8 protein-coding genes are annotated in these 11940 nt (G+C 41.2%); 1 reads left to right on the top strand and 7 read right to left on the bottom strand.

Annotated elements, in window-relative coordinates; genetic code table 11:
* Positions 1-212: 212 nt before the first annotated feature.
* Both QJS82_RS05185 and QJS82_RS05180 read right to left on the bottom strand, forming a co-directional pair.
* On the bottom strand, positions 213-362 hold the full coding sequence (locus tag QJS82_RS05185) for a hypothetical protein (protein WP_281491470.1): 150 nt from the start codon (positions 360-362) through the stop codon (positions 213-215).
* A 50-nt stretch (positions 363-412) separates the two neighbouring features.
* The gene (locus QJS82_RS05180; RefSeq protein WP_281491469.1) at positions 413-2281 is read right to left on the bottom strand and encodes a leucine-rich repeat domain-containing protein; all 1869 of its coding nucleotides are present in this window, start codon (positions 2279-2281) and stop codon (positions 413-415) included.
* Between the two features lie 284 nt (positions 2282-2565).
* On the opposite strand from QJS82_RS05180, the gene QJS82_RS05175 reads away from it, so the two are divergent.
* Entirely contained in the window at positions 2566-3282 is a 717-nt protein-coding gene (locus QJS82_RS05175) for a 3'-5' exonuclease (RefSeq protein WP_281491468.1), read from the top strand.
* Between the two features lie 161 nt (positions 3283-3443).
* Here the strand turns inward: QJS82_RS05175 and QJS82_RS05170 are convergent, their stop codons facing one another.
* The 5 genes from QJS82_RS05170 to QJS82_RS05150 all read right to left on the bottom strand — a co-directional run bounded on the left by QJS82_RS05170 (position 3444) and on the right by QJS82_RS05150 (position 11867).
* Positions 3444-4574, bottom strand: coding sequence for a tetratricopeptide repeat protein (locus QJS82_RS05170; RefSeq protein WP_281491467.1), 1131 nt, complete (start codon positions 4572-4574; stop codon positions 3444-3446).
* Positions 4575-4677: 103 nt separating this feature from the next.
* On the bottom strand, positions 4678-6726 hold the full coding sequence (brxL, locus tag QJS82_RS05165) for a protease Lon-related BREX system protein BrxL (RefSeq protein ID WP_281491466.1): 2049 nt from the start codon (positions 6724-6726) through the stop codon (positions 4678-4680).
* Complete coding sequence (gene pglZ / locus QJS82_RS05160) at positions 6727-9051, bottom strand: BREX-1 system phosphatase PglZ type B (RefSeq protein ID WP_281491465.1); 2325 nt, start codon at positions 9049-9051, stop codon at positions 6727-6729.
* Positions 9052-9090: 39 nt separating this feature from the next.
* Positions 9091-10893 (bottom strand): DUF262 domain-containing protein, encoded by a 1803-nt coding sequence (locus QJS82_RS05155; RefSeq protein WP_281491464.1) that lies wholly within the window; start codon positions 10891-10893, stop codon positions 9091-9093.
* Entirely contained in the window at positions 10890-11867 is a 978-nt protein-coding gene (locus QJS82_RS05150) for a hypothetical protein (RefSeq protein ID WP_281491463.1), read from the bottom strand. Before QJS82_RS05150 ends, QJS82_RS05155 begins: the two co-directional genes overlap by 4 nt.
* Positions 11868-11940: the final 73 nt, after the last annotated feature.

Genomic DNA, 11940 nt, shown 5'->3' with positions numbered 1-11940 from the left:
TTGAGTCTCAAATTATACTTGTCTGAGCAGTTGCCCTACTATTTTTATGATTAAAGTGTATTTAAAACATTTAACTAACCGCATATAATCCCAGCCTTTACCTATAGTCAAATCCATTTGCAATAGTATCTAGTTTCACAAGATTCAGTCAGAACTTCAGACTAAATCCTCTACTTCAACATCTAGCGCGTCGCAGATCTCATACACCTTCTTTAGCGTAACATTCTTCTCACCACGTTGTATATTTCCCATATAACTGCGGTAATCTCTGCCAGTCTCTCTTGAGATATTCTGTGCTCAGCTTGCTCAAGCTCAAGACGAATACGCTCAGCGATGTCTTTAAATAGGGCTTCGGTTTGCACGCTTACTTACCTTTAAAAAATTAGAGATACAAAACAATTTTAAATATTGATTAAAGAACAGCTTTAACTTTAGTCTGATTGATGCTTTCAGGCAATTCTCTCACTAGAGTATTTCTAAGATCAAGACTAGTTAAGTTGCTTAGCTGTCCGAAGCTTTCAGGTAACTCCCTCAGTATATTATGATTAAGATTAAGACTAGTTAAGTTGCTTAGCTGCCCAAAGCTCTCAGGTAACTCCCTCAGCATATTATGACTAAGATCAAGACTAGTTAAGTTGCTTAGCTGTCCAAAGCTTTCAGGTAATTCCGTCAGCCTATTACTGCTAATACCAAGATTAGTCAAGCTCGTAAGCTGTCCGAAGTTTTTAGGTAATCCAGTCAGACTGTTACTGCCGAGACTAAGATTAGTTAAACTAGTGAGTTTAGCGATGCTCTCAGGTGATTTTATCAACCAGTTATCGTAAAGATCTAGACTAGTTAAATTTTTAAGCTGCCCAAAGCTCTCAGGTAATTCCGTCAGCGTATTGTGCCTAAGATCAAGTCTAGTTAAACTTCTAAGCTGTCCAAAACTCCCAGGTAATTCTGTTAATTTGTTAGTGGTAAGATTAAGACTAGCTAAGTTGCTAAGCTTACCGAAGCTCTCAGGCAACGTACTGAGACTAGTTGCAAAAAGATCAAGACTGGTTAAATTCCTAAGCTCTCCGATATTCTCAGGTAATTTTTTCAAACTGTTTTGGCTAAGATTAAGACTAATCAAGTTACTAAGCTGTACGAAGCTCCTAGGTAATCTTATTAGGTTGTTGCGGTGAAGTTTAAGAGTAGTCAAACTCGTGAGTTGTCCGAAGCTTTCAGGCAATTCCCAAAGTTTATTGAAGCCAAGATTAAGATGAGTTAGCTTACTAAGCTGTCCAATACTCTTAGGTATCTCACTAAGGTTAATGAGGCCAAGATCAAGACTGGTTAAGTTGCTTAGCTGTCCAATACTATCAGGTATCTCACTAAGATTGTTATGGCCAAGATTAAGACTACTTAGCTTAATAAGCTTAGCGATGCTCTCAGGGAATTCAGTCAGCTTGTTTACCCCAAGATTAAGACTATTTAAATTGCTAAGCTGTCCAATACTATTGGGTATCTCATTAAGATTATTGTATCTAAGATCAAGACTAGTTAACTTACTAAGTTGTCCAATACTATCAGGTATCTCACTAAGATTGTTGTTGCCAAGACCAAGACTAGTTAAATTAGTGAGCTTAGCTAAACTCTCAGGGAATTCAGTCAGCCTGTTATCTTCAAGCAAAAGACTAGTCAGGTTACTAAGTTGTCTAACACTATCGGGTATCTCACTAAGGTTGTTACACCCAAGGTCAAGACTACTTAGATTGGTGAGCTTAGCGATGCTCTCAGGAAACTCGGCTAGCCTACTACCTTCAAGCGCAAGACTAGTTAGATTGCTAAGCTGTCCAATACTATCGGATATCTCACTAAGATTATTGTTGCCAAGATCAAGACTAGTTAAATTAGTGAGCTTAGCGAAGCTCTCAGGGAACCTTGTGAGTTCGTTGTGGCTAAAATTAAGATGAGTCAGGTTACTAAGCTGCCCAATATTATCAGGTATCTCATAAATAGAATGGTGCTCCAAATTAATCTCAGTTAATGCCAGCAAAGTCACTTTATCACGCGGTATAATGTGACTATCAATTTCAAACTTATCTGCCCAATCCCATATTTCCTGCATCCAGCTGTCATCAACTGATAATTGATTAGCCTTGCGCGAAGCGATTGCTGACTTCAAGATAGAATCAGTCAATGCTAATAAGCTGCCTTTACCTTTTACAGTTAAGGCTTGACCGTTGTTATCCGACTTTACGAGAGCTTGAGACTCTGGTTTATTTTGGTCAGCATTATTATAATTTTGAGGCATAATGTTTTTAGCTTTTTATAGAGTTTATTGGTCATTGGGTAAAATCATAGCATTTATCGGTATTAAGAAGCTAATCAGCCACTCGTCCCGGAAATTCATAAAATGCTCGTAGATTTTAATTAAGTGTGTATTGATTCTCAACTTATCCTTGTCTGAGCAGTTGTCCTACTATTTTTTATAAGTATATCTAATTATATATAGCATTAGTCTCTTTATAGACCACTTGAAATAGACTGCTATAATAAGACTATTATATAGAATCAACTCAAAATAAAAGGCCTATCATGACCACATACATACTCGACACCGAAACCACAGGGCTTGTTGAACCGCACATGACTGAGGCCGCCTATTCTATTGTTGATATCATTAATGGTAAGGTGAATGTGTTGCAGGAGCCGAGAGCGAAGCGTTTTAACCCCCTGAAAGAAATTAGCTTGGGCTCTATGGCGATATCACATATCTGTGATGAGGATGTTGCAGATGAACCACCTCATACAGACTTTAGACTGCCTAGCAGTGTTGAGTACTTGGTTGGTCACAATATTGATTTTGATATGGCCGTTCTTAAAAATGCGGGTGTGACCCATACACCTAAGTTAATTTGCACCAATGCGATGGCTAACTACCTTCTTCCTAAGTTGGAAAACCATAAACTAGTATCACTGCTCTATCACTTCCACCGAGATATAGCGCGTACTCAAGCAAGAGATGCGCATGCTGCTATTGCTGATATTTACTTCACTGAGCTGGTGCTTGGTAGTTTGATTGATTTGGCGAATAGCCAAGGTCATGTCATAACTGATGTGGAGAGCTTATATGAGTTTAGTCAAATGGCACGCGTACCCACGTATTTAAGTTTTGGTAAGCATAAAGGTGAGGCTATCGCAGATTTGGCTACCCATTCGGATGGTGCTGGATATCTGAAGTGGCTGCTGAAACAGGATGGTATTGATCCCTATTTAGCTCAAGCTTGCCAGCAAGCATTAGAGTCAGTATAAATACATAAAACCGGGATACTAATTGTTTTTAATGAAATTTAGTTTGCCAAGTTTAACTCTATGGTTTCTTTAGAATAGATCACTAGTCATATAGATGAAAACTACATCCAGATATTCTAATTAACTATCGGGACGTAGTCTCTTTTTTAACGATCGTTAGCTTAGCTTAATGCCTTCAAGTTCTCACAACCTTCTTGATTACCATTATTACAAGCTTTTCGGAACCAGTATTTTGCCTGAGCTTCATTTTGGGTAGCGCCTTCTCCATAATAATAAAGTAGTCCAAGGTTTTTTTGAGCAATAGCTTCTCCTTGATCAGCAGCCTTTTTATACCAATAGAATGATTTATCATAATCTATAGGCACACCCTCTCCCTGATAATAAATTCTTCCCATATTAATCTGAGCTGCCGCTCTACCTTGGTCGGCAGCTTTTTTCATCCAGTAAAGTGCTTTCTCAAAATCTTGAGGTACACCTTCACCTGTAGAATATCTCATCCCAAGATTAGTTTGCGCAGGAGCATACCCTTGCATAGAGGCTTCTTGATACCAATAAAATGCTTTTTCATAATCTTGACGCACACCTATACCATTTCTGTAGTTATATGCAAGATTATGTTGAGCTACCGGTTCACCTTGTTGGGCAGCTCTTTGATACCATTCATTTGCCTGATTATAATCTTGAATTACACCCCTTCCATTTTGGTAAGCTAAACCGAGATTGGTTTGACCTCCAGCATACCCTTGATCAGCAGACTCTTGGAACAACTTAAAAGCCACATAATGATTTTGAGGTACACCTTTACCATCTTTATACGCTATCCCAAGATTATTTTTAGCGCCAGCGTTTCCTTGTTGCACTGCTTTTTTATATAACTCAACTGCTTTGCCACTATCTTGACGAACACCCTTTCCTTCTGCATAAGCCACCGCGAGATTATTCTGTGCTGATGCATCACCTTGATTAGCTCCTCTCTGAAACCATTCAACTGCCCTGCCATAATCTTTACGCACACCTTTCCCAATGTAATACATATTGCCGATACTAAATTGAGCCGGAGCATATCCTTGATAGGCTGCCTTTTCATATAATTCAACTGCTTTGTTATAGTCTTGAGTTACACCATCACCAATTTCATATCTCAAACCAAGATCAGTTAGCGATGCAGCATCACCTTTATCAGCCAATATTTTTGTGATCTCAATATCAGATGCCACAGCTGATACATTCATTCCAAACGACAGGCTCAAAACCACCAGTCCATAAACAAGCGTCTTTTTCATTATTTGCATGGCGGTATTATTCCTAAGGAGTGTTTTGATTAAATATCAATAGGGTAGTTTTTCATAGACGGTATAATCAAAACTGTGGTTGATTATAAAAACCAGTAGCACCTTACTCTACTATAGCTTTCAGCAGTGCATCTCGTGCATCTTGATAGAACTGTATATCTATCTTGGTAGCCATATCATCTGACAAGTCATACAGCTGACGCCTGGCTGTAACCGGCATAAGTAGCACACTAGCACCCTTTTCTACTGCTAGCTCAGCAATGTTGACCGCATTGGTGACAGGTTCAATAGAGCCACCTAAATTTATTTCCCCTATCAGGATAAGACCGCCTTTTAATGATTTTTTTAGTATACTGCTACACATAGCTACTAGCGCTGCTACCCCAATCCTAGAGCCTTTTTTAGCTGCATCGAAAGCCCGCAGCTGTACTGTAAACTCATGAGCTCTAGGGTCACGATCACCTATCAGTTGCATAGATCGAGCATATAGATTCTGTTCAGCGTAACGTAAAGATTCTTTGAACGCAGCAGGTGCTGGATTATTAAGAATCTTCACGCCAGAGCCTGGTCCTTCGTTTACCTCGATACGATACAAACCGGCATTATCATCAATCTCAGAACCACCTTCACTAATAGTCCAAACCTGTCCTGGCTCTAACGGGTCGTCACCTATCTCGTTATTCGCTCTCAGCTCTGCTGTGGCAACAAACTTTTCAATTCCATCATCGCCAATGGTGTAACTAAAATGAGTATTACGAAACTCAGCAGCACCAACGCGCTTCTGTTGTTCCTTCACCCGGCGGCGCACTTCAAGACCTAAACGAGTTGCCCATTCCAAATCCTCATCAGACACACTCAGTTCTGCATCTGGATACATTAACTTTAGTAATCCTGACACTGTTTTATTAACCGCATTACTATCACGGCCACTGAGCGCACCACCCAAATACACACGGTTCTGCATAGCAGATACACGACTTTGAAAGCGCAGGCGAGTCATACACTCAGAGAAGAAGTCGCTAACTAAACCAAAATGATCTGTGGTTAGCTCTTTACTCATTTTTGGGACATCCCAGCCTGGTAGATAGCAATGGATACGATCCATCCATGCGGTGTCATCACGCATTTCTGCAGGTAAAGGACCGAATAAATGACCCACACGTTGCTGATGCTCAACATCCACGTCGAAGTTTCCTACGAATACCAATGAGCCATCTGCACGGATACTTTCTTTACCTCGGCTAAACTCACCTGACTCCATGTAGCCTTTCATGATATTGACGCCTTCTTTAGTATCGAAGGATATTCCACTAACTTCATCAAAACAGACTACATCGTACTGACAAACTAAGCCACGCTGTCCACTAGCGTTGTTCACAAACATCTTAGCAATTGTTGCCTTACCACCGGAAATCAAATGAGCATAAGGGGAGATTTGCTGAAACAGGTGGCTTTTACCTGTACCACGAGGCCCCAACTCGACCATATTGTAGTTACGCTCAACGAATGGCACCATACGTAGTAAAATAGCATCTTTAGCTCGTTGTGATAAAGCGCTTGGCTCCAAGCCGATGGAGCGAATTAAAAAATCACGCCATTCATCACTCGTGTAGTTTTTGCGAGCTTCAGTCATCACATCTAGCACATTGCGCTTGGACATTTGAATGGGTCGTAGTTCAGCTATACCAAAAGCATTACCTTTTTCTTCTGCGATAATACTATCGTATTCCAGCGTTACTTCAGCATAAAACCCACCTGTCAAAAGACGCTCATTGTCATCAACAATTTTGTCCGGTATACGTACTTTATTAAGGTTTAAACTAGGTAAGCTGGCAAGGTAACCATTCTCTTTTTCAACAAACTTAACACTGACGATATCAATAAGTTTGGCTGATCCGTCCTTATAGGCACGTGCCTTAAACAACTCTTCCTCTCCTGCACGTACTGTTCGTGAAGACAGCTGTCGCTGGACAATCTCAAGACCTTCTTCTATTTCATCTGGGTCTGTTGATGCGCAATAACGACCGAGCATAAACTCAACCACATAAGTGGGTACAGGGAACTGGCGTGCAAATGTACGGACAAGATCCTTACGAACGATGTATCCTTCAAAAAAATCCGCAGCCTTTTGATCCAGTATATCTAATTCCACTTATATATCTCCTACTAATGTTGGTTTTTTTGCTAGCACATTGCCATGCTCGTCTAACAGCACAAGAACGGCGGAGGTATCTTCATACTCATCATCTACCATGAGCGTGCATTTGCCTTCTTTAAGTGGTTTACGCTTACTAATCTCAGAGTCTGGGTTAGCCGCATGTATGCGTAGTACTGCAAAAACCCCATCAGAGTCGCTATCAGCTTGCACTCTGCACTGCAATCCAAGCCAGCGCAACTCAGATAGGATCGCTGTAATCGTTGGTTTAGCGGCTGAGGCTGAGCTTTGTTTATTAAGAATCTCAATCACTGGTGTCAGGCACTCCTGTAAACTCAAACCACCATGATCATAATACAGGCCAGCCTTGAAGCAAGAGACTCCTGGTGCCATAGCAATACTCACTTGGCTGTTCCAATACCAACCTACCTGTAGATAGCCACTGGCAACTGAATCTTTAATCACCGCGCATCGTCCCCAGCGAGTTTCTGTTAAATGCTTAGGCAAGTCTACCTTTGGCATAGTTTCAGGAGTCAACATCCAACCATGATCGGTTACGATTCTGATTTTACGCCATCCTGCTGCCAGCAGTTCTTCAATACGCTCAACTATCTCATCCAATAAACTATCAACTCTTCCTGCAAGCTTAAGACCTCGTACATGGCCTTCCTTATCTATGTCACCGCTTTGTACCCAGGCATTAAATGCCGGATCTCCTGAATCACCCTCTTCAAGATAGAGCCAGCCTTTCTCTTTCAGAAGTTTTCTTAAGTAATAAGCAGAGAAGTCTTTATTGTCATCCAGCAAGCTTGGCTCAAAATCACGGTCAGTTTCTCTACCGGTTAGACGCTCATGTACTGGAGTAACAGCGGCTTTAGCTGTTGCAGTAACTGAAGGCAATGCCGCCCAATTAGTGGTGAATCCAACCTCTCCCAATGGCTCTAACTGTTCAATAAGACGCTGTGCCAAGTCATAACGTAGGCCATCAACGAAGAACACCACTTCTCCCGCAGCAGCATAATCAGCTGTCGCTTTGTTGAGTTGAGTTGTACCGGGATAGCCTTTCTCTTTTACTAAACTTTGGAAGTTATGCGTAACCTCATCTAGCCAAGGCGTATAGATAAGCGCAAGCAATTTTTGTACTAAAGCTTGCTGGCTAGGCACTAAAGGATAAGCCAATGCTTTAAGAGTTAGGTTATCCGTCTGCCAGTATTTATCACGGTATAACGTAGCCATCTCTTCAGGATCAGTGCCAGAAAAACCCTGCTGAGTGAGGTTTGCAACACCACTCAAATACTTCAGCACCCCAGCCAGCGGAGCCATATTTAACTTAAACCAAATCCATTCTCGTCGTTCGGCATGATGCTGTTCTAGTGCAGCTAACTCTTGACGTATATCAACTGAGTTAAGTGTTTGTAGCTGAGATAATGATTTCTCCAGGGCAGCCTCTTCAGCTTGGTTTATGACTGGGTAACTGGCACCATCAGCAACAAGATCACCTTGCACCTTTAGCAATAGTTCTGGCAAAGAAGGATAGTGACGGCAAGATTCAACATAACGCTGCCACACTCCCTCCCAAACTCCCTGACGTTGGCACAACAGCTCAGCGGCTGTAAGCTCACCATCTTGCTCAGGATTAAAATGATATTCAGTCTCACAAATACCGATTAATGCTTGCCAGCGCGCTTCATCCCAGCGCTCACGGCAAGTTTTTTCATCATTCATCCAACTGAGTAAATCACGAACTGGATCACTAGACACCAGCTTATTAAAGTCTGAAGCCTCAAGACGACGATTAGTTAGATCTTCACGCTTGCTTTCAAGAACCTCATTCAGTACACGCAACATCGCTTGCTGGCTTTTATCATCCTTAGCGACATCAAGACCAACACCACCGTTATCTGAAGTCAAAAAAGCATTTACGGTCCAATCACGACCCGAGTTGTTATAAATCCACCAGCTACCACGGTATTGCAGTTCAGCTAGAGGCATCAGCGCTTCAGGACAAGTAGCGATGGCTCGTAAGTCTCGGCGCTCAATCCCTGGCAGGTAAACGATAGGAGTACGGTCACTAGGAAGTTCGATCTCTGAAAGAGCGCCATCGACAACACATTTGATCCAAATAGCAGGACCTGTTTTTTTCTCAGGGACATAGTCACCTAGAACGATCAGTTCAGGCATTGCCGCTTGTAGTAAAGGTAATGCTGATTCCCAATTGCGCTGCTTATCGATCCAAAGAATCACACTGGGAGCTACTTGAGCATTCGAGTTGTAGTTAGCGCTGGCTCGTACTTCTTTAGCCAGTAAATCAATAAGTTTCATAATTTTCCTATAAAGAGACAAGCAAGCACTGCAATAAGACTACTTAGTATCTGTAGTTGATACCGTTAATAGATATCTTCCCATCACTTCAGTGACCAATTTACTAGTACGTGCTTCAATCTGTTGCACGGACCAACTGTCTTGCTCAATTAGTGACTCATTTAAATATAGTCCATTGTTATATCCGACCTTACGTCCTTGGTTGTCCACTCGGTTTTTCTTATCTTCAAAACTTTTATTACCCAGCGTGCTGTTATACCCTGAGATAGTCAAATTCCCCAAGCAGTGCACATAAGACTGACGATGTTCTTCGGCAAGCTCCGCATCTCCATCAGCAATCATTTTCACCCAACTGGCCGGTATGTTGTCGCCTTGGGGGAAAATATGTTCAATAGTCCAGACATATTGTTTGCCTTTAAGCGCCCATAGATCCACTTGAGTCTCACGAGTCATACGACTCTCTTCTAAGGCACATAAAACAAAACGACAGACTGCCTTATTATCTTCGTAAATAGGTCCTTTGAGACTCCTCTCAAACTGCTCATCACTAGCACTTTCAGCTTTGAGTCTAGTTTGAATATGCCTAACCACCTCATCACCTTTTAGCGTCATGATACTTTCAACCACATCCATAAAAATACGGGTGAGATCTCGGGTTGGTGGCAAGTCAGTCGCGTTACGACGAACGAAGTAGGAAATTAGAAATCCCACTGTTTGTTCTAAGTGAACTTCTTGCAGTTTCAAATCTGCCTTACACTCAAATAGTACCATTAGTAGTAGATAGGCTGGTGTACCTTGAATACGATCTAATGACAGTAATAGCGAAGATAGTCTAGGCTGATCGGGCACATCGCGATAGCTCACAATCTGCGCATAGTGCTCAGACATACGAATCATTGTCTGTAGAAACCCTTCAGCATCTCGGGCTATTAGCTTTTCATATATTTTGATCAGATTTGACTTGGTGGCCACTGGTACAGAGACTATCTGCTTTAAATTGGGCTTGAAAGCATTGTAATATTGACGGAAAAACCGCTCTTGTACTGCATAGTCATCGCCTAAAGCATCGATCACTTTTTTCCAACGATTATATTGTTTATCGATACTGCCTTTATCTTGAGATTCTAATACAGCCAACAGCTTGTTCTTGATAAGGTCGATAGCGGTAAGTGGCACACCACGGTTGTTTAGGGATTCGAATAGTGTGTAAGCGTCAGAAGTGCTTGCTACTTCAATCTTCACTAAAGTTGCTGTATTTACTTTTTCAAGCAACCCTTGAAGCTTAGTAATGGGCTCATCACTGTGCTCAAGATATAGGTTAATGCGAGAAAGGAAGTGTCGGAATGCTTTAAATACTCGGCGGTTACCAGCATTTGCAACCGTTACTATATCTTGAAGAATACCAATTTGACCCAGCACTGAAAAATAGTCTTGCTGATTATTATTTTGTACTTGAGGAATCAGACGTGGTTGATTCGGCATTTTCTTTAAGATCAGTTTATGCCTTAGATTATAGAGCTCCATCTGCTGATCCATAACTAGATTCGGCTGCTTACTGAAAACATCATAAATTGCAGCTAATAAAATCGATACCGTAGTCATACGTTGTTGACCATCGACTAGCTCAAGCTCTTGCACTGCAAGGGCATCCTGAGATTGATTGATACAGATAATGGAGCCCAAAAAATAATGGAGTTCGTTATCTAATAAGTCATCGAGCAGTGCATCCCACTGTACACGACTCCAAGTGTATTCACGTTGATAGCGTGGAATAGCATAAACAACGCCGCTTTCAATATCGAGCAGGGTAGAAACTGGGTAGTTATAAACGGACTTAATCATAATTCAGTAATCATCTTAGAGGTTGTTATATAGTCGTTAAGGTATTTTTCAAAAGAAAACTCACGTCTTTCTATTTGCTGTGAAAAATCATTAATCCAATTCCCAGCTTTACGCTGGTACCCATCTATCCTATTTTCAGGAGACATTACTCCAACTGGCTGACTAGCATAATCCATCAGCACATTCAAAGCAGCATAGCCTTGCTCACCAAGAGCGGAAAAATAGTCATTAGTAAGCAGATCTATCGCGTTACGAAACAGAGTTAGCTCGTTAATTCTGTTTGGGCTGATAGTTCTCTTAGGGTTTAGCTGAATACCAAATACCTTACATGCCAGTGGCAACATCCAACGCCTAGGAACGTGAAAACGTTCAAGATTTTTCAACTGATTAACAAACTCAATTTCAAGCTCTTTAATTTCCCCAAGATTTTCATGCCAGCGAAGCATAATGTCCTGTAACTGCTTAGTATGCGCAAAACTAATTTCTACACTTTTACTCTCAAAAATAACTTCATTAAGGTTAGTCAGACGACAGAAACCTATTTCAAAACGTAGTCTATGCGTTCGATTATAGCTGTTGGTGATACGGATAAAAGGTATCCATTGATCATCTTTCCATGGCTCAAAATCACTCTCTTTATGTATCAAGTCTATGTGACAAAAAGAGCGTGTTTTAGGCATTATTATTTTTAAACATGCCATATCCTTCAATGCCGTAAAATCAAATACTGACTTAAGTGCTTCTGCTGCGAGCTCATATGCTTGCTGGTTAGTCACTAATTTATAATTCTCAGTCACTACCGCAAAAACATAGTCGCTTTCGCTCTCTACTACTGCAAAATGCCGTGGCAATGCTTGATAGCCTACATCATCAAATAAATCATCACTCTGCCTAGAAGACTGTATAAAAACAGGTTTCAATTCGACAGGGAAAAACGCCACTGTTGGATCATAGTCAGGCCAATTACGCTTCATTTATTCAATCCCCTGCCCCTGCTTATCGATCCAAAGAATCACACTGGGAGCTACTTGAGCATTCGAGTTGTAG

The sequence above is a fragment of the Psychrobacter maritimus genome (assembly GCF_029953575.1).
In the GTDB taxonomy this organism is placed as follows: Bacteria; Pseudomonadota; Gammaproteobacteria; order Pseudomonadales; family Moraxellaceae; genus Psychrobacter; species Psychrobacter maritimus.
This window is presented reverse-complemented; position numbering and strand designations above follow the sequence as displayed.

Coding starts and splice junctions, on each gene's coding strand:
- QJS82_RS05180 (WP_281491469.1), bottom strand. CDS start 2,281: ATGCCTCAAAATTATAATAATGCTGACCAAAATAAACCAGAGTCTCAA.
- QJS82_RS05175 (WP_281491468.1), top strand. CDS start 2,566: ATGACCACATACATACTCGACACCGAAACCACAGGGCTTGTTGAACCG.
- QJS82_RS05170 (WP_281491467.1), bottom strand. CDS start 4,574: ATGCAAATAATGAAAAAGACGCTTGTTTATGGACTGGTGGTTTTGAGC.
- pglZ (WP_281491465.1), bottom strand. CDS start 9,051: ATGAAACTTATTGATTTACTGGCTAAAGAAGTACGAGCCAGCGCTAAC.
- QJS82_RS05155 (WP_281491464.1), bottom strand. CDS start 10,893: ATGATTAAGTCCGTTTATAACTACCCAGTTTCTACCCTGCTCGATATT.
- QJS82_RS05150 (WP_281491463.1), bottom strand. CDS start 11,867: ATGAAGCGTAATTGGCCTGACTATGATCCAACAGTGGCGTTTTTCCCT.